This window comes from Microbacterium pygmaeum (genome assembly GCF_900100885.1).
Lineage (GTDB): Bacteria > Actinomycetota > Actinomycetes > Actinomycetales > Microbacteriaceae > Microbacterium > Microbacterium pygmaeum.
The window spans coordinates 2,584,188-2,609,836 of the sequence record NZ_LT629692.1; the positions used below are offsets into that span (position 1 = coordinate 2,584,188).

Below are 25,649 nucleotides of genomic sequence, written 5' to 3' on the forward strand. Positions count from 1 at the left end.
CCCGCTCGCGCATGTCCACCAGCGAACGGTCCTCGGCCCTCACCGAGCTCGCGCGGCTCGGCTTCGGCCGGCTCGCCGAAGCCGAGACCGAGCTGGCGGAGCTGGAGATCGCGGTCGGCATCGATCGGGAGGTCCTGACCGCGCAGGCGGGGATCGCCGCGGATCCGGATGCGGCCCTGACCGGGATCGTCCGCGTCGCGCGGCGCAATGCGGATGCGATGCGGTCCGTCCTCGAGCACGAGCAGGGCCGGCGCGCAGCCTGGGGCATCTTCGGCGCATCGAGCGGGCTGGCGGACTTCTTCTTCCGGCATCCGGAAGAGCTCGTTCACCTGCAGAGCGTCGGCTCCGGCCTGCCGTCCTCCGGCGAGCTGACCGACGGGCTCCTGGACGCCGTAGGCGCGGTGGACGGTTTCGCCGACCGCGGCGATGAGTCGGCCTGGGTGGCACTGCGCGTGCGGTACCGGCGGTACGTCGCGCAGATCGCCGCCTACGACCTGCTGAGCGCCGATCCCGTCGAGGCGGTGCGCGCCGTGTCGGCGCGTCTGGCCGATGCCGCCGGCGCCGCGCTGGAGGCCTCACTCGCGGTCGCGCGCACACGCATCTCGACGGGAATCGCCGGAGCGGGGCTCTTCCCTCGGGACTCGGTCGCCGCGACGAAGCTGGCCGTGATCGGCATGGGCAAGACCGGCGCCCGCGAACTGAACTATGTCAGCGACGTCGACGTGATCTTCGTCGGCGGTGCGGACGAGGACGTTCTCGGGCAGCTGGGGGAGAGCCGCGTCATCGACATCGCGACTCGCCTGGCCGTGCAGATGATGCGGGGCATCTCGGGGGTGGAGATCGAGCCGCCGCTGTGGGAGGTCGATGCGAACCTCCGGCCCGAGGGCAAGCAGGGAGCGCTGGTCCGCTCGCTGGACTCGCACTTGGCCTACTACGACCGGTGGGCCAAGAGCTGGGAGTTCCAGGCGCTGCTGAAGGCGCGACCCATCGCAGGCGACGCGGCCCTCGGCGAGGCGTACGTCGATGCGGTGCAGCCGAAGATCTGGACGAGCGCCGCTCGCGAGAATTTCGTCGACAGCGTCCAGCGCATGCGCGAGCGGGTCACCGAGCACATTCCATCCGGTGACGTCGCCTACCAGCTCAAGCTCGGCCCTGGCGGCATCCGGGACATCGAATTCACCGTCCAGCTGCTGCAGCTCGTGCACGGCCTCACCGATGACGGGATCCGTCAGCGCAGCACGCTCGACGCGCTGGACGCGCTCGTCGCGGCCGGCTACATCGGCCGCACGGACGCCGCGGCGTTCGCGCGTGACTACCGCATCCTGCGACTGCTGGAGCATCGCCTGCAGCTGGAGGGACTGGCTCGCACGCACCTGATGCCGCGGACCCCCGAAGGGCTGCGCGTGCTCGCACGGGCATCGCGCCTCGCCGACACCGCCGACGGCATCTGGGAGCTGTGGGAGAGCGTGAAGCGCGAAGTGCGCGACATCCACGTTCGACTGTTCTACCGGCCGCTGCTTTCGGCGGTGGCCGCCCTTCCCGAAGAGGAGCGCGTCCTCTCCCAGGCCCAGGCCCATGACCGACTGGCGGCGATCGGGTTCCGGGATCCCGCCGGCGCTCTCCGGCATATCGCCGCACTCACGAGCGGCCTCAGCCGGAAGGCGACGATCCAGCGGCACCTGATGCCGATCATGATCCGCTGGTTCGCGGACGGGGTCGATCCCGACTACGGGCTGCTCGCGTTCCGACGCATCAGCGAGCGGCTCGGCAACAGCCCCTGGTTCCTGCGGATGCTGCGCGATTCGTCCGCGGCGGCCGAGAGCCTCACCCGCGTCCTGTCCGGATCGCGCTACATCGGCGAGCTGATGGAGTGGATCCCGGAATCCGCTGTCTGGCTGGATTCGGACGAGCAGCTGCGACCGCGGACCGGACGCGCCATGCAGGAGGAGGCGCGGGCGATCCAGACGCGCCACGACACCATCGAGGACGCCATGCGGTCGGTGCGGGCGCTGCGCCGCCGTGAGCTGCTTCGCACTGCCATGGGGGCCGTGCTGGGCGTGCTGAGCATCGAGGAGGTCGCCGGCGCCCTCACCACGATCACCGAGGTCACGATTCAGGCGACCCTGCGGGCCGTCTGGCGCGATGTCGTGCCGCCTGAGGACAGCGCGCTGGATTTCGCCGTCATCGCGATGGGCCGATTCGGCGGTGCCGAGCTCGGGTTCGGCTCCGACGCGGACGTGATGTACGTCTACAACCCGAACGGCGTCGAGCCGCAGCGCGCGCATGAACTGTCCCTGCGGGTCGTCTCCGAACTGCGCCGACACTCCGAGGACCATCGACTCCCGCTGGATCTCGATGCCGATCTGCGACCTGAGGGCCGCAACGGGCCGCTCGCCCGATCGCTCGACGCCTACGCCGAGTACTACCGTCGCTGGTCGCTGTCCTGGGAGGCTCAGGCGCTCCTGCGCGCACGCGGGGTCGCGGGCAGCGTCAAACTCATCAAAGCATTCATGGCGCTGGCCGACGACGTCCGCTTCCCGGCGACCGTCGACCCGCAGGGCCTCCGCGAGATCAAGCGGATCAAGGCACGGGTCGAGAACGAACGCCTGCCGCAGGGGGTGGATCGCACACGGCACCTCAAGCTGGGGCCCGGCTCGCTCAGCGACGTCGAATGGCTCGTACAGGTCCTCCAGCTCGAGCACGGCCGCTCCGTGGAGGGCATGCGGACGACCTCGACCATGCGCGCGCTCGAGGCCGCGCAGGCAGCCGGGTACGTGACAGACCTCGAGAGCGAGCGCCTCTGCGCCGCCTGGCGCCTGGCCAGCCGGCTGCGATCGGCCAACACCCTGCTGTCCGGTCACACCAGCGACGTCCTGCCGACCGATCGTCGACAGCTTGACGGCATCGGACGGCTCCTGGACTATCCGCCGCGCTCTGCCACCGCCGTGGAAGAGGACTATCTCGGGACGACCCGACGAGCGCGACGAATCTTCGAGAAGCTCTTCTACGGCTGACGACGTGCTCGCGGCCGAACACGTTCGGCCCACATGAGGACATTCTCATCGTGTCGGCCGCAAAAGCGCGGTCGTCCGGGTCGCTGCGGCCATACGATTGCGCGCACCAGGGTGCATCGGCGCCCCCTGCGGCTCGAAGGAGTGTCCCCAATGGACATCGTCATCCTGGTCTCGGCGGTCGTCGCCGCGTGGACCTTGCTCTCGCTCCCCGTCAGCGTTCTCGTCGGACGGATGATCCATCAGCAGGGTTGAGCCACCTGCCCGTCACGAACGAAGGGTCCTCCGCGAGAACGCGGAGGACCCTTCGTCTGTTCTGACGCCTAGACGCCGAAGTACAGCTCGTACTCGAACGGGTGCGGGCGCGCAGCGATCGGCTTGATCTCGTTCTCGATCTTGTACTCGATCCACGTCTCGATGAGCTCGGGCGTGAACACGTTCCCGCGCGTCAGGAACTCGTTGTCGGCGCGCAGCGCCTCAAGCGAGTCCAGCAGCGAGTTGGGAACCTGGGGGATGTTCTTGGCCTCCTCGGGGGGAAGCTCGTACAGGTCCTTGTCGACGGGCTCGTGCGGCTCGATGCGGTTCAGGATGCCGTCCAGACCCGCCATCATCTGCGCGGCGAACGCGAGATACGGGTTGCCCGAGGCATCCGGCGCGCGGAACTCTATCCGCTTCGCCTTCGGGTTGGAACCCGTGATCGGGATGCGGATGGCAGCCGAGCGGTTGCCGGCCGAGTACACCAGGTTGACCGGCGCCTCGTAGCCCTTGACCAGGCGCTTGTACGAGTTGATCGTCGGGTTGGTGAACGCGAGCACCGCCGGAGCGTGGGCGAGCAGGCCGCCGATGTACCAGCGCGCCGTGTCGGACAGACCGCCGTAGCCCTTCTCGTCGTAGAAGAGCGGCGAGCCGTCGAGCCACAGCGACTGGTGCGTGTGCATGCCGGAGCCGTTGTCGCCGAACAGCGGCTTGGGCATGAAGGTCGCGACCTTGCCCCACTGCTCGGCGGTGTTCTTGACGATGTACTTGAACTTCAGGATGTCATCCGCCGAGTGCACCATCGTGTCGAAGCGGTAGTTGATCTCCTGCTGACCGCCGGTGCCCACCTCGTGATGGGAGCGCTCGAGCGTGAAGCCCGCCTCGATCAGCTTGAGGGTGATGTCATCGCGCAGGTCCGCAGTCTTGTCTACCGGGCTGACCGGGAAGTAGCCGCCCTTGTACGGGGTCTTGTTGGCGAGGTTCCCGCCTTCTTCCTCGCGGCCGGTGTTCCATGCGCCCTCTTCGGAGTCGACGCTGTAGAAGCTGGAGTTCTGGGTGACCGAGTAGCGCACATCGTCGAAGATGTAGAACTCGGCCTCTGGGGCGAAGAACGCGGTGTCGGCGATGCCGGTGGAGGCGAGATACTTCTCGGCCTTCTTGGCGACCTGACGCGGGTCCTTGTGGTAGATCTCGCCGTTGCGCGGGTTGTAGATGTCGAAGATCATGATGAGCGTCTTCGCCTCGCGGAACTGATCCAGGTACGCGGTGGTGACATCCGGGATGAGCTGCATGTCGGACTCGTGGATGTTCGCGAAGCCTCGGATGGAGGAGCCGTCGAAGAGCTGACCGACGGTGAAGAACTCTTCGTCGACGGTCGATGCGGGGATGTTGAAATGCTGCTGGACACCAGGGAGATCCGTGAACCGGATGTCGAGGAACTTCACGTCCTCGTCCTTGATGAACTTCAGCACCTCGGATGAATCTTTGAACATTGAGGCTCCAGAGGTAGGGCATTCGGGAACTGCCGCCCGTTGCACAGGCTTGCCTGCAACGCTAGCCGGAGGGCATTGCCCGGCAGTGACACCTTTGTTTCCGGCATGTTACGCGCCGCTGGTTAGGCTGGAGACATGCCAGATGAGCTCGCCCCCGGCGCCTACCCCGGAGAACGGCTCGGGTTGCCGCAGACCGGCCCGGGAAGTCTCGCCCCGATCGGTCGACGCGTCTGGGCGATCATCATCGACTGGGCTTGCGCGGTGCTGATCTCGATTGCGTTCTTCTCGTACGACGCGCTGGCGACGACGTTGATCTTCGTGATCGTGCAGTCGCTGTTCATCCCGACGATCGGCGGCAGCCCCGGTCATCGACTCCTGGGCATGCGCGTCCAGCGGGTGACCGGCGGGTGGACAGGCCTGTGGCGCCCGATCGTGCGCAGCGTGCTGCTGGCGCTGGTCATCCCAGCCGTCATCTGGGATGCGGACAACCGAGGCGTCCACGACAAGGCCGCCGGGACGGTCCTCATCCGGTCCTGACCTCAGCGAGGTCGGGGCGCGCGCGCCTTCGTGGGATCGATGCCCTTGGGGATCGGCAGGGATGCCAGGGACTGCGACACGGAATCGAGGCGCTTGATGACGGCCGCCATCGTGGCGCGGTCGATCTTCTTCGGGAAGGACTTGACCGTGGATGCGAGCTTCCCGATCGGGACCTCGTCCTCGCCGTGGCCGACGTAGATGACGTGGACCGGCACACCGGTCGCGACCCGCTGCGCCTTCGACCGCTCGTCGTTGACCAGACGGGTCAGCCGCCCGCGAGCGCCCTCGCCGACGATGACGATCCCGCCGCGGCCGATGGCGCGGTACACCGCCTCCTGCGTCTTCGGGTTCACCCCGACCGGCATCTCGCTGGACTGCCAGTTGCGACCGAGGGATGTCGACATCACATGTCCGGCGGCCCCCGGCATCCCATCGATCTGCTTGTACATCGCCTTCGTCGACAGACGCGTCATCGTCATCAACGAGGCGAGGATGCCGAGCATGAGGCCCGTGATGCCCCAGAGCACGAGGCTCCAGATCGCGAACGGCGGAATCAGGAGACCGAAGCCGACGCCGAGGCCGATACCCACGACGAAGATGCCGACCAGCAGCCAGGGCAGCCACGGGTACGCCTTGCGGGTGAACGTGAAGAGGGTGCGGATCTGCGAGAAGAAGCCCGGACGCTTCTCGGGCGCGGTACTGCGTGCTGCCATGCATCCAGCCTACCTTTCCGCGCCCGCGGCATCTGTTCCTCCCCAACCGTTCCAATACGGGAACTGTGCACAGGCAAGCATCGACATCGAGCGATCGGCGGCGAGCGGCGGAGAGTGGAGGCGTGAACAGCGACGACGGGCGGCGCAGCGGCTATCGCGTGATCCGACGTGTCGCGGGGGCAGCTGAGTCGCCATGGCCGGGACTCCTCGTCGCCACGGCCGACCAGACGACCGGCGTCATCGTCGATGCGGCGGCGCTCAGCTCGGACTGGGTCGGCTGGAAGGCGAGCGAGTCGGGCCACGTGGTGCGTCCGCTCGATGTCATCCGCAAGACCGCCGGCCACGACCTCCTGCTGCCGGTGATGCCGGAGCGCGTCGCGGACTTCCTGGCGCGACGGCGACGCGGCGGCTCCGCGCTGACACCTGGCGAGGCGGTCAACCTCGCGGTGAGCCTCCTGCGCGGTGCGACGGAGGCCCTCGCCGTCTGCGAGCCCGGCGACCTCCGCGGCGCGTGGTGGCTCACCGACGCGGGTCGCCCGATGCTGGCCGTCGAGGCCTCCGACGAGCGTGCCGTCGAGGCGACTGCGGCACTGCTGAACTCGATCGCCGATGCCGTCCCCGTGCTCGCCGACGCCGTCGCGCAGGCCGTGGATGCGCTCGCTACCGACGCACTCGGCCGAGAGGCCGACCGGCTGGAGGCCGGCTTCTTCGCCGCCGAGAACCCGCGCCCCCTGGGCACGACGGTGTTCGGGTCGCGCGCGGCGCGGTCTGTCGCGGCATACCGGGAGGACCCTGCACTGCCGGTCGAGCCCGCGCCCCGCGCGCACTGGGCGACCGGACTCGCTCGACACGTCGACGCCGAGTGGGCCGACATCGTGTCGCGGGCGACCACGAGCGCATGGCGCGCGCTGCGCAGCAAGCGGCCGGGCGGGCGCCGCACCCCGTGGATCGCCGCGGCGGCGGTCGCCGCCGTCGTCCTGGTGGGTGGCCTGCTCTGGCCCACGGGCGGCGACGGTCCGGCCACGGCCGACGGGGCATCCATCGTCCCGTCCCCAACAGCGGCTGACAGTGCGACTGCGGTCGACGATCCGGCGACGGGAACTTCGAAGGGCGAGTCCAGCGCCGCGCCGGTTCCTGAGGTTTCCGACGCGGCCGACCTGGTCGCGGTCACCGACCGTCTGCTGGTCAGGCGGAGCGGATGCGGGGCGGATGCTGCGTGCTTGGCCGACGTGCAGGAGTCGCCCGACCGGACGCTGGCGCCGGGAACGATCGACCTGTCTGCGGCGGAGCGCACGCTGACCTTGCTGGACGAGTTCGGGGGAGTCGCGGTGTTGCGGGCGGACGCCGTCGAGCCCGCGAGCCCGCCACAACTCGTCGTTGTCGTGCGGATCGAAGAGCGCTGGCTGCTGCGCGACGTCCACGACGTCGCGCAGCAGTGAGGCTCAGATACCGAGCTGTCCCGAGAAGGCGGCGTCCTCGAGACGCTTCTTGACCGAGCCGAGGAAACGGGCGGCGTCAGCACCGTCGATCACCCGGTGGTCGTACGAGAGCGCGAGGTACACGTACGAGCGGATCGCGATCGCGTCCTTGCCGTCGACCGAGACCAGCCCAGGGCGCTTGACGACCACGCCGGTGCCCAGGATCGCGGACTGCGGCAGGAAGACGACGGGCGTGTCGAACAGCGCACCGCGCGAGCCGGTGTTGGTCAGAGTGAACGTTCCTCCGCCGAGCTCGTCCGGCTTGAGCTTGTTGTCGCGCGTCCGTGCGGCCAGGTCGGCGATCTCATGGGCGATCTCGGCGATGTTCTTCGATGCCGCATCGCGCAGGACCGGAGTGAGCAGCCCGCGCTCGGTGTCCACGGCGATGGAGAGGTTCTCCGACGCCGGGTAGACGATGTTCGTGCCGTCGACCGTGGAGTTGATCACCGGGTTCGACTGGAGCGCCTCGGCCGCAGCCAGCGCGAAGAAGGGCAGGAACGAGAGCTTGTCGCCGGTCTTCGCCTGGAAGTCGCCCTTGACGGCATCACGGTACGACGCGAGCTTCGTCACGTCCACCTCGACGACCGTGGTGAGCTGCGCCGTGGCCTGCATCGATGCCACCGCGCGCTCTGCGAGCACCTTGCGCAGACGCGACATCGGCTGCGTCGTCCCGCGCAGGGGCGAGATCTCCACTGCTGCCGGCGCGGCGGCTTCCGCCGGAGCCGACGCGGGGGCGGGCGCCGACGCGGCCTCAGCGGCCTTGAGGACATCTTCCTTGCGGATGCGGCCGCCGACACCGGTGCCGGTGACGCTCGCAAGGTCGACACCCTGCTGCTGGGCGAGCCGGCGGACCAAGGGGGTGACGTAGGAGACGCCGTCCGAGTCGTCGGACGAGAGCCCAGGCGCCGGGGCGGCCGGAGTCGGAGCCGGGGCGGGCGCTGCAGCCGCGGCGGGCGCTGCAGCCGGAGCGGGCGCGGCAGCCGGGGCAGGCGCGGGCGCGGCAGCCGGGGCGGGCGCGGCAACGGCTGCAGGAGCCGGAGCGGCTGCGGGTGCAGCCTCGGCCGGAGCCGCTTCGGCGGCGGGCTCGGGAGCAGCTGGAGCGGGCTCGGCAGCGGGAGCAGCACCCTCGCCGATGCGGGCAAGCGGCGAGCCGACGGCGACGGTCTCATCCTCCTGCACGAAGATCTGCTGCAGCGTGCCGGCGAACGGCGAGGGGATCTCGGTGTCGACCTTGTCGGTCGAGATCTCCAGGAGGGCGTCATCCACGGCGACCGTGTCGCCGAGGCTCTTGAGCCAGCGGGTGACCGTACCCTCGGTCACGCTCTCTCCCAGCTCGGGGAGGACGACGTCCTTGCCCTCGCTCGAAGCGGGAGCCGCCTGGACGGCGGGCGCCGGCTCGGCTTCAGCGGCGGGTGCGGGCTCGGCCGGTGCGGGCTCAGCGGCGGGAGCGGGCTCAGCGGCGGGAGCCGCCTCAGCGGCGGCCGGCTCGGCGGCAGGCGCTTCGCCGCCCGCGGGTGCGCTGCTGCCGTCCCCGATCTTGGCGAGGACGGCGCCGACCTCGACGGTCTCGTCTTCCTGGACCAGGATCTCTTCGAGCACCCCGCTGATCGGGGAGGGGATCTCGGTGTCGACCTTGTCGGTCGAGATCTCCAGCAGTCCCTCATCGGCCTCGATGCTGTCGCCCACCTGCTTGAGCCAGCGGGTGACCGTTCCCTCGGTGACGCTCTCGCCGAGCGCGGGGAGGACGACGGAAGTGCTCATGTGCATGACTCCTTCAAGATGCCGATGTCGTTTCTAGCTTAGTGATGCCGCGCGGCGGCGGTGTCGCCCGCGCGGCGTGTATCAGAGCGCGTGCAGCGGCTTGCCCGCGAGCGCCAGGAATGCCTCGCCGAGCGCTTCGCTCTGCGTGGGGTGTGCGTGGATGAATGGCGCGATGTCTTCCGGATGCGCTTCCCATCCGACCGCCAGCTGACCCTCGGTGATGAGTTCGCCGACCCGGTCGCCGACCATGTGGACGCCCAGCACCGGGCCGTTCTTGCTGCGGACCACCTTGACGATGCCGGACGTGCCGAGGATCTCGCTCTTGCCGTTGCCGGCGAGGTTGTACTCGTACGAGACGACGGCTTCGGCCCCGTGGGCCTGGATCGCCTGCGCTTCGGTGATACCCACGGATGCCACCTCTGGGTGGCTGTAGGTCACCTTGGGGATCTGGGCGTCGGGGACCAGCACCGGAGAACGCCCGGCGATCTCCTCGGCGACGAAGATGCCCTGCTGGAAGCCGCGGTGGGCCAGCTGCAGTCCGGGCACGATGTCGCCGACCGCCCAGACGTGCTCGGCAGTCGTGCGAAGCCGCTCATCGGTGGGGACGAAGCCCCGCTCCAGCGCGATCCCGCTCTCCTCGTATCCCAGACCCTCGGTCACCGGACCGCGGCCGACGGCGACCAGCAGGTACTCCGCTGCGAAGGTCTTCCCGTCCTCCAGGGTCACAGTGACGCCGTCCGCTGTCTGATCGACGGATGCGAACCGCACACCCAGGGAGAAGGCGATGCCGCGCTTGCGGAATGCCCGCTCGAGGGTCTTGCTCGAGGAGAGGTCCTCGTTCGGGACGAGATGATCGAGCGCCTCGACGATGGTGACGTCGGCCCCGAAGGAGCGCCAGACGCTGGCGAATTCCACGCCGATCACTCCGCCCCCGAGGATCACGACCGACGACGGGATCTCGGCGAGCTCGAGCGCGTGCTCGCTGGTCAGGACCCGCCCGCCGATCTCCAGTCCCGGCAGCGACCGGCTGTACGAGCCGGTGGCGAGGATCACATCCGTGCCGCGGTAGAGGTCCTCGCCCACGCGCACGGCCGGCCCCGCCTCCAGACGGCCGGTGCCGGAGATGACGGTGATGCCGCGCGCCTTGATCAGGCCCTCCAGCCCTTTGTACTTCTTGGCGACGATTCCTTCGCGGTAGGCCCGCACCCCGTCGGGGTCGATTCCCTCCAGCGTCGCCCGGACACCGATCGACGAGGCGTCGCGCGCAGAATCGGCGACTTCCGCGGCGTGCAGCAGCGCCTTGGTGGGGATGCAGCCGCGGTGCAGGCAGGTTCCGCCGACCTTGTCCTTCTCGATGATGGCGACGGTCTTGCCGAGCTCTGCGGCGCGCAGCGCGGCGGCATATCCGCCGCTGCCTCCACCGAGCACGACCACGTCGAACCGGACCTCGGTCATCGGGTCTCCTCCTGTCCGGCGCCGACGAATCGGATCAGCGACCGGACGGTCGCGCCCGTCGCCCCTTTGTCGGTGAAGCCGTAGCCGCCGCCCTTGTTCATGCCGACACCGGCGATGTCCAGGTGCACCCAGGGGATGCGGGGGGCGTCCGCCCCGTCGCCTGTGCGGCCGACGAAGTGGCGCAGGAACAGCCCCGCGAACATCGAACCGCCCGCCGGATCGCCGATCTTCGCGTTCTGCAGGTCGGCGATGGGGGAGTCGAGTTCGTCGACCATGTGCGCCGGGAGCGGCAGCTGCCAGGCGAGTTCGCCGACGTCGGATGCCGCGGTCAGGTAGTCGGCGACTGCGGTGTCATCGCCCATGACGCCGGTGTGCCGGGTGCCGAGTGCGATCGTGATGGCGCCGGTGAGCGTCGCGACATCGACGATGACATCCGGCTGCTCGCGACTGGCGGCGACGAGGCCGTCGGCGAGCACCAGGCGGCCTTCGGCGTCGGTGTTGAGGACTTCCACGGTCGTCCCGTCCAGCATCCGCAGGACATCGCCTGGCCGGGTGGCGCGACCCGACGGCATGTTGTCCGCCACGCAGAGGAACGCCGTGACCCGTACCGGCAGCCCGAGCGTCGCGATGGCCCGCAGGACCGCGAGAGCTGTGGCGGCTCCGCACATGTCGTACTTCATGCCGACCATGCCGGCGGCCGGCTTCAGCGAGAGTCCGCCGGTGTCGAAGGTGATGCCCTTGCCCACCAGGGCGACGTGACGCGCGGCGCCCTCCGGCGCGTAGTCCAGGCGCACGAGTCGCGGCGGGCGGTCGGAGCCCTGCCCGACCCCGACGATTCCTCCGTACCCGCCGGCGGCGAGCTGCTCTTCGTCGAGGATCTCCACGGTCACGGCCAGACCGTCGACGGCTTCCCGCGCGCGATCGGCGAAGTCGGCGGGTCCGAGCCACTCCGCCGGAATCGTGACGAGGTCCTTGACCAGCGCGACGGCAGCGGCCTCGGCGCGCACGGCTGCGACGTCGGCGTCATCCGGTGCGTCGCCGGCATGGATCACGACGCGCGAGGCGCGCGGCTTGGGCTGCTCGGTCTTGTACCCGTCGAAGCGGTACCCGCCGAGTGTGGCGCCCTCCGCGGCCGGCCGCGAGAAGTCGGCGTCGCCGAGCACCGCGACGGCCACGGTCTCGAATCCGGTGAGCGAGCGGATGCCGGTGCCCACAGCCTCCCGCACTACCGACGCGCTCGGGTCGCTGCCGAGGCCGACGACGGCCAGCGGCAGTGCGGTGCTCTCGGGCGCGAAGATCCGCTGGAACGACGCCGGCGATCCGGTGAACCCGACCCCGAGGAGGGCTTCGCGCAATCCCGGCCAGTCCGCCAATGCGGGCGAATCGTCGCGATCCAGCGCGGGGACCGCGAGCAGGATGGCGTCGGCGTCGGATTCTCGGATCGGTGCGGTGCTGAACTGAAGGTCGGGAAACGACATGCCCTCCATCCTAGGTTCGGGCGCCGCGGACGCGTTCGCTGTCAGCGGGACGCGGACGCGCGGCCGGAGGGCCTGCGAGATCATGCCTGCTCGTACGATGGAGGTATGGCTTCCTTCGCCCCGCTGTACGAACGAGCGGTCTCCGCGCCGCCGGTCCCGCGCGGGCTGCCGATGGTCATCGCGCTGACGGGATTCACCGACGCCGGCAATGCGGTGAGCCGTCTCGTCGAGTACTTCCGCGACGATCTGGACCCCGTGCCGCTGGCGATCTTCTCCAACGACGTCCTGTTGGATTACCGTGCCCGTCGGCCGCTCATCTCCTTCGACCAGGATCACCTCACCGCGTACCGCCCTCCGCGGCTGGAGCTCTCGCTGGCGCACGACTCGCTCGGGCAGCCGTTCGTCCTGCTCGCCGGGTACGAACCCGACTTCGCGTGGGACGCGTTCACCGCCGCGGTCCTCGATTTCGCCGCCGCGTACGACGTGGATTCCGTGACCTGGGTGCACGCCATCCCGATGCCGGTGCCGCACACCCGGCCGATCGGCACGACCGTCAGCGGTACCCGGCACGACCTCACCGAGGCGCATTCCGTCTGGCAGCCTCACACCCAGGTCCCGGCGACCGCCGGCCACCTGCTCGAGTACCGGTTCGCCGAGGTGGGCGCCCGCGTGGCCGGCTTCGTTCTGCTGGTCCCGCATTACCTGGGTGACACGGAGTATCCGGCAGCGGCGCTGGCGGGGCTGGACAGCCTGAGCGCTGCCACCGGACTCGTCTTCGCCGGTGACGTGCTGCGTGACGAGAACCGCGAATACATCCTGAAGGTCGACGACCAGGTCTCCGGCAGCGACGAATTGTCGCGGATGCTGCAAGGGCTGGAGGAGCGTTACGACTCCTATATGGCCGGTTCCACCTCCGCGACGGCGATGGTCCACACCGGTGACCTGCCCAGTGCCGACGAGCTCGCCGCCGAGCTCGAACGATTCCTTGCGACCGGGCCGACGAGCGACGACGACAAGCGCGGTTCCTGACCGGTCGGAATGACCTGCGCCATTTCGCTGTTGACAAGAACGTGTCGATCGTGCGAGTCGGATCCCTCCGGCAAGTGTGCGACAATAGATGACCTGACCCGTTGTCAACCGGATCCGTGAACGTTCTTCGCGGAGTACGGACTTGACAAGGGTCTTACTAGTGTCCGAAATCGACCGGGGAACGTCAGACACGCGTCCGCCGGTGAAAGGCGAACCGTGACTCCAGGCGCGAAGACCGCGAGCAGCGAGAAGGTCACCGAGGCCGTCTCGCTCCCGACGAACACAGCCGAGAAGGCGACGACGAAGTCGGCCTCCAAGACCGCTGCCCCCAAGACCACCGCAGCCAAGCGCGCTGCGGCGCCGAAGGCTCCCGCAGCCAAGAAGCCTGCCGCCGCGAAGGCGACGACGTCCAAGGCGAGCAAGGCGACCGCGAAGGACGACGAGCCGGGGGATGACGCCGACCTCGAGGATGACGTCGTGGAGATCGATGATGTCGTCGAGCTGGACGACGACACCGACACGGAGGAGAAGCCGGCCACCACCAAGCGCGGCGCGGCCAAGACCGCCACCGCCGGCGAGGCCGACGCAGAGGCATCCGACTCCGAGGACGACGACGAGGAGGAGGCCGAGACCAAGCCGGCGTTCTCCGAGCCGCTGCCGACCGGCGCCATCGTGATCTCGTCCTCCGATGAGGACGATGTCCCGGTCTACTCGACGATGATCACGGGTGCCACGGCCGACCCGGTCAAGGACTACCTGAAGCAGATCGGCAAAGTGCCGCTGCTGAACGCGGCCGAAGAGGTCGAGCTCGCGATGCGCATCGAGGCGGGTCTGTTCGCCGAAGAGAAGCTCTCGCACATGTCGCCGGCGGAGAAGTCGAACCAGATGGGACTGGACCTGCAGTGGGTCGCCCGCGACGGTCAGCGTGCCAAGTCGCACCTCCTCGGTGCCAACCTCCGCCTGGTGGTCTCACTCGCCAAGCGCTACACCGGCCGCGGCATGCAGTTCCTGGATCTCATCCAGGAGGGCAATCTGGGCCTCATCCGTGCCGTCGAGAAGTTCGACTACACGAAGGGCTTCAAGTTCTCGACGTACGCCACGTGGTGGATCCGTCAGGCCATCACCCGCGCCATGGCCGACCAGGCCCGCACGATCCGCATCCCGGTCCACATGGTCGAGGTCATCAACAAGCTCGCGCGCGTCCAGCGCCAGATGCTGCAGGACCTGGGCCGCGAGCCCACGCCCGAGGAGCTCAGCCGCGAGCTGGACATGACGCCCGAGAAGGTCATCGAGGTCCAGAAGTACGGCCGCGAGCCGATCTCGCTCCACACCCCGCTCGGCGAGGACGGCGACAGCGAGTTCGGCGACCTCATCGAGGACACCGAGGCGGTCGTGCCGGCCGACGCCGTCGGCTTCACGATGCTGCAGCGTCAGCTCGAGTCGCTGCTGGACTCGCTGTCAGAGCGTGAGGCGGGCGTGATCCGCATGCGCTTCGGCCTCGGCGACGGGCAGCCCAAGACGCTCGACCAGATCGGCGACACGTTCGGCGTCACGCGCGAGCGGATCCGTCAGATCGAGTCCAAGACCATGGCCAAGCTGCGCCACCCGTCCCGCTCGCAGTCGCTGCGCGACTACCTCGAGTGAAGACAGGGCTCCTGTGATGGCAGAGGCCAACGCCGGCAAGGCGCTGACCGTTCAGATCGACGGGGCATCGTACTCGCGCATCCCCATCCGTACGCGGGTGGTGCTGCCGGGCGACGACCTCGACGCCTTCATCCGCGAGTACGCGAGCGATGTCGTGCAACCGGGTGACCTCTTTTTCGTGACGGAGAAGATCGTCGCGATCACGCAGGGCCGGTCGTACCTCGTCGAGGAGATCACCCCGCGCCGGCTCGCGCTGTTCCTGTCGAAGTACGTCACCCGCACGCCGCACGGCATCGGACTCGGCATGCCCGAGACGATGGAGATGGCGCTGCGCGAATGCGGCACGCCGCGTATCCTCTTCGCCGCCGCCGTCTCGGCCGTGACGAAGGCGTTGGGACGCAAGGGCGATTTCTACCGGATCGCCGGCGACAAGGCCCGCGCGATCGACGGGCCGACCGACGGCACCATTCCGCCCTACAACAAGGCGGTCGTGCTCGGCCCGGAGCGCCCTCGTGAGGTCGCGCGGCATCTGAAGCAGCTGCTCGGCGGCATCGCGGAAGTGGCGGTCGTGGACATCAACGACCTCGGGGGCAACATCCTGGGCTCGACGGTCGACCGGGCTCGCGAGAAGCAGCTCGTCGCGATCCTGAAGGACAACCCGCTCGGCCAGGGCCACGAGTCGACGCCGCTGGGAGTGGTGCGGTCGGCTTAGAACCCGATCGCCGCGCGATAGCGCGGCTTGTGTCCCGTGCGGACGCCGGTGACGCTCGGCTTGTTCTCGTAGACCCCGGCGCCCCAGTTGCCCTCGACGAGAACCGGGCCGTCCGGGGTGACCACGATGTCCCAGCCGACGTACTGGACCTGTGGCACGACGCGTGCGACCCGATCGACGAACTCCTTGACCTGATCGATCATCGGCAGCTGGAAGTCGGCGATCACGAATCCGGAATCCGGGTGCCGCACGTGCACGTGACTGTGCGAATCGTACCCGGGACCGACGGCGTGGCCGTCGTCGTCGAGCATCGTGTAGAAACCGCCGAAAGTCATCTGGTCGCTGACCGCGCCGCGCCCGAACTTCTGCGCTATGGCGAGGATGTGCGTCTTCTCGCCGTCGAAGAACGCCGTCACGCGGGTCGTGTTGACGGTACCCGGGCAGACGGCCGCGAGGTCCTCGTGCTGGACGATGACCTCTTCGATCAGCAGCTCGCCGCGGGCGAGCAGTCCACGGTGGAACTCGTCCCAGTCGGCGATGTCGGCCGCATGGTAGCGGTGCACGCCCGTACCGGCCTGACCGACCGGCTCCTTGGTCACGATCGTGCCCTGTCGCACCGTGAACTCGCGGACGGCGTCCGCGTTGCCCGGCTCCACGACCATCCACTCGCGGCACAGGAAGTCGCTGAACACGCGGTCGAACTCGACCTTGTCCTGGAACAGGTGGCGGAAGTCGGGGTGGTCGTACTTCTGCGACAGCTCGTTCGAGACCGGATGCGTCATGTAGGTGGCTCGTTCGGCGCGGTTCAGGATCGCGAAGTCGTAGTCGACGTAGTCCTGGAATCCGACCTGACGAAACCCCGCGGACCACAGCATGTCGGCCACGATCACCGGCGTGGAGCGCCCGTGCTGTGCCGCCGTCTCCTTCGCACGCTCGAGCACGGAGCCGACGTTGATGCGTCGCGCCCGGTCGGCGAGATAGTGCAGACGAGGGGCGAGGCCGAGGCCGCGAGAAGGCATGAACGCTCCGGGATGGGGGATGAAGGACCCCGGATAGTCTAGATGGCGTGACCTCCGGCATCCCTCGACGCACCGCGTCCGGGCCGCCCATCCCGCGCACAGCGCCGATCGCGCGCATCGACCTCGCCGCCCTCCGCCTGAACCTGCGCGCCGTGCTCTCCACCGGCGCGACCGGGATCATCGACGTCCGAGCGGATGCCTGGGGCCACGGCATCGCGCGGGTGGCTCCACTCGCACTGGATGCCGGCGCGACGGCGCTCCTGGTCGATGAGGGCGGCGGCGCGGCGCTCGAACGCTCGGTCCCCGCGTCATCGCTCGTGCAGGCCGGCACTGCCGACGCGCCGGACGCCGTGTACGGCATCTCCACGGGCTTCACGCCGGTGATGAGCCTTCGCGGCCGCGTGCTGAGCATCAAGCCGCTGCTGGCGGGGGAGGGCGTCTCCTACGGGTACACGCACCGCGCGGCGCACGACACCGATGTCGCACTGGTGACCGGCGGCTATGCGCAGGGGGTCCTCCGTTCGCTCGGGAACAGTGCGAGCGTGTCGATCGGTGGGCGCCGGCATCCGATCGTCGGACGCGTCGCGATGGACGTGTGCGTCGTGGATGTCGGATCCGCACCCCGCGCCGCCGCGGTCGTCGCGGGTGAGGCGGCGGTGTTCTTCGGCGGCGGCGATGACGAACCGCGGGTGACCGAGTGGGCCCGCGCCAGCGGGCTGACACCGGCTGAACTGGTGACCGCGGTCGGGCAGCGCGCAGAACGGGAGTACGTGTCGTGACCGGTCTTCGGCTCGAGGTCGACCTGGGCGTCCTGGCGGCGAACATCGCCGCGGTGCGCGCGCGGGTGGCGCCCGCCGAGATGATGCTCATCGTCAAGGACGACGCCTACGGGCACGGCCTCGAAGCCGTCGTCTCCCGCGCCTCGGCCGAGGGCGTCCGATGGTTCGGCGCCTTCGACGTGCACGACGCGCTGGTCACCAGAGGTGTCGTCGGGGAGGGCGCCCGCATCTTCTCATGGCTCACCGTCGGACGCGAGGAGATCGCGGCCGCCCTGGACGCGCACGTGGATCTGGGTGTCGGCGACGCAGGCTTCCTGGAGGACATCGCGTCGGTCGCGCGGACGGTCGGCGCGGTCGCGCGTGTACACCTCAAGATCGACACGGGACTGCATCGCAACGGCATCCGGCCCGAGCAGTGGCCGTCGGTCCTCGAACGATCCGTCGAACTGCAGGCCGAGGGTGCCATCCGCGTCGTCGGAGTGTGGAGCCACATCGCGGAGGCCAGTGACGAGACCGACGACGAGGCCCGTGCGGTCTTCGAGGAGGCGGTCTCAGCCGCCGAGAGGGCCGGATTCGCGATCGAGGTCAGACATCTCGCCGCCAGCGCCGCGTCGTTCGCCAGAGCCCAGTTCCGCTATGACCTGGTTCGCGTCGGAGCGTTCTGCTATGGCGTGCGCTCAGCGCACGGCGAGTCGGAGACCGCCCTCGGCGTTCGTCCGGTCGGCTCGCTGATCGCGCCCGTGACCCGGGTCGACGATGCCCGCGCGGTGATCGGCGTCGGGTCGCTGCACGGCCTCCCGTCCTCGCTCGCGCGCCGCGCGAGCCTGCGCCACGCGACGGACGCGCTGCCGATCGATCGGATCGACGAGGCGCACTCGACGGTGACGGCGTGGGCGGGCAGCGCGGCGGGTGAGGAGATCGTCGTCTTCGGAGCCGGAGGGCGCTCGGCGACCGACCTCGCCGAGGCGATCGGCACCGTCGGCGAGGAGATCCTGGTGCGGGTCTCGCCCCTCATCCCGAGGACGTACCTCGGCGGCTGACGCGGCTGAGCGGGTCAGACCGATTCGAGCAAGCGTGCGGTCTCGTCGTGCCAGCTGCTGGCGATCGAGCGGAGCTTCGCCTCGTACTTGCGACCGTGATGCGCGCAGAACAGCAGCTCGCTGCCGTTCACCTCGGCGGCGATGTACGCCTGAGCGCCGCAGGAATCGCAGCGATCGATCGCCGTGAGGCGGTACTCGAGGACGGCGGCCGGCTCGGTAGGTGTCGTTGTCGTGGTCATGACGGTGCCTCCTCGTGTGCGTCGCTCGAGTTTCGAATCCCCGGCTTGCCGGTGCATCACATACAACCACGCGAATGTTTCGAGAATGCCGCGAAGCGGTCACATTTCGCTCAGCGCGTACGCGGCCCGAACGCGCCGTGTCTGTGCCTGGGCGCCCGCAGCACGGCGGATACTCTTGAGGATTGTGACCGCCGAGTATTCCGCCCACCACCTTCAGGTGCTCGAAGGCCTCGAAGCGGTCCGCAAACGACCGGGCATGTACATCGGCTCGACCGACTCCCGCGGCGTGATGCACTGCCTGTGGGAAATCATCGACAACTCCGTCGACGAGGCGCTGGGCGGCCACGGGTCGCGGATCGACATCATCCTGCATCCTGACGGCAGCGTCGAGGTACGAGACCGCGCGCGCGGGATCCCCGTCGACATCGAACCGCGCACCGGTCTGTCCGGCGTGGAGGTCGTCTTCACCAAGCTCCACGCCGGCGGGAAGTTCGGCGGCGGATCCTACGCGGCATCCGGCGGTCTGCACGGCGTGGGCGCCTCGGTGGTCAACGCGCTCTCCGAGCGACTCGACGTCGAAGTCGACCGCGGCGGCAAGACGTGGGCAATGTCCTTCCACCGTGGTGAGCCCGGCGTGTTCTCCGGCCCGAGCATCGACGCCGCCTTCACTCCCTTCGACAAGAGCTCGGAACTGAGGGTCGTCGGCCGCGCCGCGAAGGGCGTGACCGGCACGCGCATCCGGTATTGGGCCGACCGGCAGATCTTCACGAAGGACGCCACGTTCCACCTCGACGAGCTGGAACAGCGAGCCCGGCAGACCGCGTTCCTGGTCCCGGGTCTGGAGATCGTCATCCGCGACGAGCGTCCTTCGACCGTCAACGCCTCCGGCGCACCGGTCGAGACGAGCTATCGCTACGACGGCGGCATCTCGGAGTACGCCGACTTCCTGGCGCCCGACGAGGGGATCACCGACACGTGGCGGCTGTCCGGTACGGGGACGTTCACGGAGACGGTGCCGGTACTGCAGCCGACGGGCGCGATGGTCCCCACCGACGTGCAGCGCGAGTGCTTCGTCGACGTGGCCCTGCGCTGGGGGACCGGCTACGACACGGTGATGCGCTCGTATGTCAACATCATCGCCACGCCCAAGGGCGGCACCCACCAGCAGGGGTTCGAGCAGGGGCTGATGAAGGTGCTGCGCTCCCAGGCCGACCAGAACGCCCGCAGGCTCAAGATGGGCAGCGACAAGCTCGAGAAGGACGACATCCTCGCCGGGCTCACCGCGGTGCTGACGGTCCGCGTCGCCGAGCCGCAGTTCGAAGGGCAGACGAAGGAGATCCTCGGCACGCCGGCAGTGCGGCAGATCGTCGCGAACGTGCTCACGCGCGAGCTGACGGCTCGTTTCACCTCGTCGAAGCGAGACGACAAAGCGCAGACGTCGCTCCTTCTGGACAAGGTCGTCTCCGAGATGAAGGCCCGCATCTCCGCGCGCACCCACAAGGAGACTCAGCGACGCAAGAACGCGCTGGAGTCCTCGTCGCTCCCTGTGAAGCTGGTGGACTGCCGCTCGTCCGACGTGGAGCAGTCCGAGCTGTTCATCGTCGAGGGCAACTCTGCGCTGGGCACCGCGAAGGACGCGCGCAACAGCGAGTATCAGGCACTGCTGCCGATCCGCGGCAAGATCCTGAACGTGCAGAAATCGTCGGTCTCCGACATGCTCTCCAACGCCGAGTGCGCCTCGATCATCCAGACCATCGGCTCCGGCTCGGGGCGAACGTTCGACATCACGCAGGCGCGGTACGGCAAGGTCATCATCATGAGCGACGCCGACGTCGACGGCGCGCACATCCGTACGCTGCTGCTCACCCTGTTCTTCCGCTACATGAGGCCGCTCATCGAGGAGGGCCGGGTGTTCGCCGCCGTTCCGCCGCTGCACCGGGTCATCGTCATGAACCCCGGCACGAAGCCGAACGAGACGGTGTACACCTACAGCGAACAGGAACTGCACGCACTCCTGTCCAAGCTCACGAAGACCGGCAGGCGGTGGCAGGAGCCGGTCCAGCGGTACAAGGGGCTCGGCGAGATGGATGCCGATCAGCTGGCCGAGACCACGATGGACCGCTCCGGCCGGCTGCTGCGACGTGTCCGCCTCGAGGATGCCGAGGCCGCCGGCGCGGTCTTCGAGCTGCTGATGGGCAACGAGGTTGCCCCGCGTCGCGAATTCATCGTCGACTCGTCGGATCGCCTCTCGCGCGAGTCCATCGACGCCTGAGGGCGGCGCGGCTCACGCCAGAGTGCGCCCGATCGAGCCGATGACCGCGTCGAGCGGCTGGCCCGAGGCATCCCGCTTCGCCGTCGCCTCCGGCAGCGCGCGGACCGAGCCGTCCGGCCCGACCGCCAGTGCGCCGCGAGGGCCGACCCATGCCACGCTCAGCCGGTCTTCGCCCTTGAGGAAGGCGTGCGATCGCACGCCGCCGGTCGCGCGACCCTTGGCCGGGAACTCGTCGAACCGCGACGCCTTGATCCGCCCGGCATCGGTTCCGGGCAGGACGCCCTCGGCTCCCGAGATGCTGATCGCGACCGCGTCGGCGTCGGAGACGACCCCGAAGAAGATGACGGCAGCCCCCGCCGACACGTTGATTCCCGCCATCCCGCCGGCTGGGCCGCCCTGCGGACGAACCGAGGAGGCGGCGAAACGCAGCAGCTGGGCATCGCTGGTGACGAAGACGAGTTCGGTCTCGTCGGGGGCGGATGCTGCCCCCACCACCTCATCGCCGGGTTTCAGGCCGATCGCCTCGACCTCCGGCCGTGTGGCCAGTGCGGTCGGCACGATCCGCTTCACGACCCCCTGGCGGGTGCCGAGCGCGACGGGTGTGTCGTCGTCGAACCGGACGAGCGCGAGCACGCGCTCCTTCTTGTCGGTGATGCCGAGGTAATCGCGAAGCGGCACCCCGGCGGCCAGCTGAACTGAGGCCGGCGGCACCGAGGGCAGGTCGACCGGGGAGAAGCGCACCACACGGCCGGCGCTGGTCAGCGCGCCCAGGTCGCCACGGGCCGTCGAGACAGCAGTGGCGAGGATCGCGTCGTGCTTGCTCCGGCGCGGGGGAGCGGTCAGCTCCTGTCCCTCGGCGAGGTCGACGCGCACCGCGCGACCCGTCGTGGAGAGCACGACGACGGTCGGTGCGTCCGCGATCTGCAGATCCGGGGCGGGCGCCCCGCGCGTCGGTCGCGGGGCCGCGGGCTTGCCGTTCATGAGCATCGTGCGCCGCGGTGTCCCGTACGCGTCCGAGGCGGCCTCGAGCTCCCGCGCGACCTGCGCCCGGATGAGCGCCTCGCTGCCGAGGAGTTCGCGCAGCGCTGCGATCTCGGCCAGCAGCGCATCGCGCTCGGATTCGAGCTCGATGCGCGAGAACTTCGTCAGCCGCCGCAGCCGCAGCTCGAGGATGTACTCCGCCTGCACCTCGCTGAGGTCGAAGACGTCCCGCAGCCGCGCGCGCGCCTGCTCGCTGTCCTCGGAGGTGCGGATGACCTGAATGACCTCGTCGATGTCGAGGATGGCGATCAGCAGACCCTGTACGAGGTGGAGGCGCTCCTCGCGGCGGGCCAGCCGGAAGCGGCTGCGGCGCGTGACGACCTGGATGCGGTGGTCGAGGTAGACCTGCAGCAGCTCTTTCAGGCCGAGGGTCTGGGGCTGCCCGTCGACGAGGGCGACGTTGTTGATGCTGAACGAGTCCTCGAGCGGGGTGAGGCGGTAGAGCTGTTCGAGGACGGCCTGCGGGTCGAAGCCCGTCTTGATCCCGATCACGAGGCGCAGCCCGTGGTTGCGGTCGGTGAGATCGGTCACGTCGGCGATGCCGGTGAGCTTCTTGGACTGGACGGCGTCCTTGATCTTCTCGATGACCCGCTCGGGCCCGACCTGGTACGGCAGCTCGGTGACCACGAGGCCGGTCCGCCGGGGACCGAGCGCTTCGACCGCGACCTTGCCGCGGATCTTGAACGCTCCGCGACCCTTTGTGTACGCGTCCTTGACTCCTTCGAGGCCGAGCACGATGCCCCCGGTCGGGAAGTCCGGGCCGGGCACGAAGTCCATCAGCTCTTCCGCGGTGGCATCCTGGTGGGCCAGCAGATGCACGGCGGCCGAGACGACCTCGATCAGGTTGTGCGGCGCCATGTTGGTGGCCATGCCCACCGCGATGCCGGTGGCGCCGTTGACGAGCAGGTTCGGATAGGCGGCCGGCAGGACGGCGGGCTGCTGGAACTGTCCGTCGTAGTTGGGGATGAAGTCGACGACGTCCTCGTCGAGGTTCTCCGTCAGCGCCAGCGCGGCGGGCGCGAGGCGGGCCTCGGTGTACCGCGGGGCGGCCGGGCCGTCATCGAGCGAGCCGAAGTTGCCGTGCCCGTCCACCAGCGGCACGCGCAGCGAGAACGCCTGGGCGAGCCGCACGAGGGCGTCGTAGATTGGCGCGTCGCCGTGCGGGTGCAGCTTGCCCATCACCTCGCCGACGACGCGGGCGCTCTTGACATGACCGCGGTCCGGCCGAAGGCCCATGTCGGCCATCGTGTACAGGATGCGCCGCTGCACCGGCTTCATGCCGTCCCGGGCGTCGGGAAGGGCCCGCGAGTAGATCACCGAGTAGGCGTACTCGAGGAAGGACCCCTGCATCTCGGAGGAGACGTCGACGTCTTCGATGCGCTCCGGCGCGTCGGGTGCGGGGGGCTCGGTGCGGGATGCGGGCATGACGGTCTGGTCTCTGGCCTCGGGAACGGCGACTGGCGATCGGCGAGGGGCGTCCGCCGATATGCGAGACTGCCCCGATGACCCTCAGCCTACCCGCGGACCCGCCGCAGGCCCGGAGCCTCACCGGTGTCGCGGCGCAGATGATCGCGGCCCTGGACGGCACCTCGGACTGGTTCGCCCCGGCATCCAGTGCGATCGTCCTGGTGGTCGACAGCCTCGGCGCGATGAACCTCCGCGCCCGCGCGGGTCATGCGCGGTTCCTGTCGGCTGCGGGGTCCAAGCGCGACGTGGTGCGGACGGTGTTCCCCTCCACGACTGCCTCGGCCCTCACCGCTCTACTGACCGGCGAAGCGCCCGGCCGCAGCGGCATCGTCGGCTATCGCGCGCGCGTTCCCGGCACTGATGACGTCGTCAATCAGCTCCGCGGGTGGGATGCCGGCGAGCTGCCGGCCGGGTGGCAGCGCGCGCAGCCCTGGACGCAGCGCCTGGCCGCCGAGGGTCGACGGTCCTTCGTCGTCTCCAAGGCCGAATACGCCGGCACCGGGTTCACCGATGCGACGATGCGCGGCGCCGAATTCATCGCGGCCGCGGACATCTCCGAGCGCGTGGAGATCGCGGCGGACGTCGCGGCGCGGCATCCGGGTTCGTTCATCTACGTGTACACGCCCGACCTCGACGCGATCGGCCACAAGCGCGGATGGGAGTCGGACGAATGGGTGGCAGCCCTGGAACGGGTGGATGCTGCCGCGCGCACGCTCTCGGATCGTCTGGCGCCTGGTACCGGCGCCGTCGTCACGGCCGATCACGGGATGATCGACATCCCCCGGCACCGGCATGTGCTGCTGCGCGGCGGCGGCGACCTCCTCGAGGGTGTGCGACTCCTCGGCGGCGAACCTCGCATGCTGCACCTCTACAGCGAACCGGGGCAGGCGCACAGAACGCTGGAGCGCTGGCGCGAATCGGAGTCCGGGCGCGCATGGGTGCTCGCTCGCGACGAGGCGATCGCGGCCGACCTGTTCGGTCCGGTCGATCCGGAGGTGCGCGAGCGGATCGGCGATGTCGTGGTGGCGGCACGCAGCGGCATCGCGTACTACGACGATCGGCTCGAGGACAAGGGCGCCCAGCGGATGGTCGGCCAGCACGGATCGCTGACGGATCAGGAGCGCATCGTGCCACTCATCCGCCTCGGCGCGTTCGCCTGAGGTTCAATCCTCGGTGCGGGCTCCGAACACGATCTCGTCCCACGACGGCATCGAGGTCCGGCCCTTCCGGCGACCGGCGGCCTCCGCGACCGCCGACTGCTCGGCCTCCTGCCTGCTGTCCTCCGCGGGCGCGGTCTCGTCATAGCCGGGTTCGAGCGCGTCGAACAGGGCGACCGGCGCGTGGGACCGCGATGCTGCGACCTCATCGGCGCCGGGCAGCGGCTCACGCTGACCGCGACGGCGCCGCAGCGCCTCGAGCAGGTCGGCCGTCTCAGACGAGGTCACCGTCGCCGGGTCCGCGCGCTTGATCGCCGCCTGCTGCACGGCCGGCGCCACCGGTTCGTGCAGTTCAGGAGCGTCGAGGTCCGCCTCCGGCAGGCGACGAGGTCCGAACGCGCCGCTGTCGAAGCGGGTGTCGTCCTTGGCCGGTGCGACGTCGAGGGCGCGCAGGCGGGGGATCAGACCCTCCGGGAGGGATCCCTGGCGTGAGAGCTGAATGGCGTCGGCGTTCAGCGGCGACAAGGTGCTGCGTCGCGGATCGAAGCCCCAGCGGGCGTCGTGGTCGACGTCTTTCGACGCGAACTCGAGCTTGATGACCCAGCCCGTGGCTTCCTTCCAGCTCGTCCACCGCTCGCCCGATGCGCCCGCCTCGGCGAGCTTCGCGCGGACGGCACCACCGAAGGTCGGGTGCACATCGTGGTCGAGTTCGGCTCCGAGGAGCACCGGTACCGCCAGGGCCTGGCCGACGATGTGCTCCCGCTCGGCCAGCACCGGACCCTCGAACCGCGCGACGTCCTCGACGCGGGCGCCGAGCAGTTCGGCGACCTCCTGCGCGGACAGCCCGGCGCGGATGTGCGATTGGATCTCGCGCGGTGACGGGCGTGCCGCATCGGCATCCCCGTCGCGCTCCCGCCGAGCCTTGCGGAGCTCGATACGCAGCACGTCGTTGACGGCGAGCGAGAAGCGCTCACCCGATTCGGTCGCCAGAACGAGCACGTCGTCTTCGGTCCCGATGACTTTGAGCTGTTCCATGCGAAACGCCCCTCCGATCCTGCGGTGTGCGCCC

The 25,649-nt window shown here is 69.3% G+C and carries 19 protein-coding genes; 10 read left to right on the plus strand and 9 right to left on the minus strand.

Annotation, left to right across the window (positions count from 1 at the left end):
- The first annotated feature begins 11 nt into the window (after positions 1-11).
- A complete protein-coding gene (locus tag BLT19_RS12400; protein WP_091490753.1) occupies positions 12-3,014 on the plus strand; it encodes a bifunctional [glutamine synthetase] adenylyltransferase/[glutamine synthetase]-adenylyl-L-tyrosine phosphorylase in 3,003 nt (1,000 codons plus the stop codon).
- Between the two features lie 320 nt (positions 3,015-3,334).
- Here BLT19_RS12400 and glnA read toward each other — a convergent pair whose 3' ends face one another.
- Positions 3,335-4,759, minus strand: coding sequence for a type I glutamate--ammonia ligase (gene glnA, locus BLT19_RS12405; RefSeq protein ID WP_091490754.1), 1,425 nt, complete (start codon positions 4,757-4,759; stop codon positions 3,335-3,337).
- A 135-nt stretch (positions 4,760-4,894) separates the two neighbouring features.
- Here glnA and BLT19_RS12410 point away from each other — a divergent pair, with 135 nt between their 5' ends.
- On the plus strand, positions 4,895-5,296 hold the full coding sequence (locus BLT19_RS12410; RefSeq protein ID WP_091490755.1) for an RDD family protein: 402 nt from the start codon (positions 4,895-4,897) through the stop codon (positions 5,294-5,296).
- A 2-nt stretch (positions 5,297-5,298) separates the two neighbouring features.
- On the opposite strand, the gene BLT19_RS12415 is transcribed toward BLT19_RS12410, so the two are convergent.
- Positions 5,299-6,009: a DUF4191 domain-containing protein gene (locus BLT19_RS12415; protein ID WP_091490757.1), complete on the minus strand. Its 711-nt coding sequence runs from the start codon at positions 6,007-6,009 to the stop codon at positions 5,299-5,301.
- Positions 6,010-6,131: 122 nt separating this feature from the next.
- Between BLT19_RS12415 and BLT19_RS12420 the strand changes: the two genes are divergently transcribed.
- Complete coding sequence (locus BLT19_RS12420) at positions 6,132-7,448, plus strand: hypothetical protein (protein WP_091490761.1); 1,317 nt, start codon at positions 6,132-6,134, stop codon at positions 7,446-7,448.
- 3 nt (positions 7,449-7,451) lie between these two features.
- Here BLT19_RS12420 and sucB read toward each other — a convergent pair whose 3' ends face one another.
- From sucB to BLT19_RS12435, 3 genes are all read right to left on the minus strand, one after another.
- Positions 7,452-9,248 carry a 2-oxoglutarate dehydrogenase, E2 component, dihydrolipoamide succinyltransferase gene (sucB, locus tag BLT19_RS12425; protein ID WP_091493952.1) on the minus strand — a complete coding sequence of 599 codons (1,797 nt, stop codon included), beginning with the start codon at positions 9,246-9,248 and terminating at the stop codon, positions 7,452-7,454.
- An 81-nt stretch (positions 9,249-9,329) separates the two neighbouring features.
- On the minus strand, positions 9,330-10,703 hold the full coding sequence (gene lpdA / locus BLT19_RS12430) for a dihydrolipoyl dehydrogenase (RefSeq protein ID WP_091490763.1): 1,374 nt from the start codon (positions 10,701-10,703) through the stop codon (positions 9,330-9,332).
- Positions 10,700-12,181 (minus strand): leucyl aminopeptidase, encoded by a 1,482-nt coding sequence (locus BLT19_RS12435; protein WP_091493955.1) that lies wholly within the window; start codon positions 12,179-12,181, stop codon positions 10,700-10,702. Before BLT19_RS12435 ends, lpdA begins: the two co-directional genes overlap by 4 nt.
- Positions 12,182-12,286: 105 nt before the next feature.
- On the opposite strand from BLT19_RS12435, the gene BLT19_RS12440 reads away from it, so the two are divergent.
- The 3 genes from BLT19_RS12440 (at position 12,287) to BLT19_RS12450 (ending at position 15,566) form a co-directional block, all read left to right on the plus strand.
- A complete protein-coding gene (locus BLT19_RS12440) occupies positions 12,287-13,210 on the plus strand; it encodes a proteasome assembly chaperone family protein (protein WP_091490766.1) in 924 nt (307 codons plus the stop codon).
- Positions 13,211-13,426: 216 nt separating this feature from the next.
- Complete coding sequence (locus tag BLT19_RS12445) at positions 13,427-14,854, plus strand: RNA polymerase sigma factor (protein ID WP_091490769.1); 1,428 nt, start codon at positions 13,427-13,429, stop codon at positions 14,852-14,854.
- Between the two features lie 16 nt (positions 14,855-14,870).
- Positions 14,871-15,566: a coenzyme F420-0:L-glutamate ligase gene (locus BLT19_RS12450; protein WP_091490772.1), complete on the plus strand. Its 696-nt coding sequence runs from the start codon at positions 14,871-14,873 to the stop codon at positions 15,564-15,566.
- Here the strand turns inward: BLT19_RS12450 and BLT19_RS12455 are convergent.
- Complete coding sequence (locus tag BLT19_RS12455; RefSeq protein ID WP_091490774.1) at positions 15,563-16,585, minus strand: sugar-transfer associated ATP-grasp domain-containing protein; 1,023 nt, start codon at positions 16,583-16,585, stop codon at positions 15,563-15,565. The genes BLT19_RS12450 and BLT19_RS12455 overlap by 4 nt on opposite strands.
- Positions 16,586-16,632: 47 nt before the next feature.
- On the opposite strand from BLT19_RS12455, the gene BLT19_RS12460 reads away from it, so the two are divergent.
- Positions 16,633-17,364: an alanine racemase C-terminal domain-containing protein gene (locus BLT19_RS12460; RefSeq protein ID WP_091490777.1), complete on the plus strand. Its 732-nt coding sequence runs from the start codon at positions 16,633-16,635 to the stop codon at positions 17,362-17,364.
- Positions 17,361-18,404: an alanine racemase gene (locus BLT19_RS12465; RefSeq protein WP_091490779.1), complete on the plus strand. Its 1,044-nt coding sequence runs from the start codon at positions 17,361-17,363 to the stop codon at positions 18,402-18,404. Before BLT19_RS12460 ends, BLT19_RS12465 begins: the two co-directional genes overlap by 4 nt.
- Before the next feature lie 14 nt (positions 18,405-18,418).
- Here the strand turns inward: BLT19_RS12465 and BLT19_RS12470 are convergent, their stop codons facing one another.
- Positions 18,419-18,643, minus strand: a complete 225-nt coding sequence (locus BLT19_RS12470; protein WP_091490781.1) for a DUF7455 domain-containing protein — start codon at positions 18,641-18,643, stop codon at positions 18,419-18,421.
- Positions 18,644-18,827: 184 nt separating this feature from the next.
- On the opposite strand from BLT19_RS12470, the gene BLT19_RS12475 reads away from it, so the two are divergent.
- Entirely contained in the window at positions 18,828-20,915 is a 2,088-nt protein-coding gene (locus BLT19_RS12475; protein ID WP_407939791.1) for a DNA gyrase/topoisomerase IV subunit B, read from the plus strand.
- A gap of 12 nt (positions 20,916-20,927) precedes the next feature.
- On the opposite strand, the gene BLT19_RS12480 is transcribed toward BLT19_RS12475, so the two are convergent.
- Positions 20,928-23,381: a DNA gyrase/topoisomerase IV subunit A gene (locus tag BLT19_RS12480; RefSeq protein WP_091490783.1), complete on the minus strand. Its 2,454-nt coding sequence runs from the start codon at positions 23,379-23,381 to the stop codon at positions 20,928-20,930.
- Positions 23,382-23,458: 77 nt separating this feature from the next.
- Here BLT19_RS12480 and BLT19_RS12485 point away from each other — a divergent pair, with 77 nt between their 5' ends.
- Positions 23,459-24,583 (plus strand): alkaline phosphatase family protein, encoded by a 1,125-nt coding sequence (locus BLT19_RS12485; RefSeq protein ID WP_091490785.1) that lies wholly within the window; start codon positions 23,459-23,461, stop codon positions 24,581-24,583.
- Between the two features lie 3 nt (positions 24,584-24,586).
- Here the strand turns inward: BLT19_RS12485 and sepH are convergent, their stop codons facing one another.
- Positions 24,587-25,615, minus strand: coding sequence for a septation protein SepH (gene sepH / locus BLT19_RS12490; RefSeq protein ID WP_091490788.1), 1,029 nt, complete (start codon positions 25,613-25,615; stop codon positions 24,587-24,589).
- Positions 25,616-25,649 lie beyond the last annotated feature (34 nt).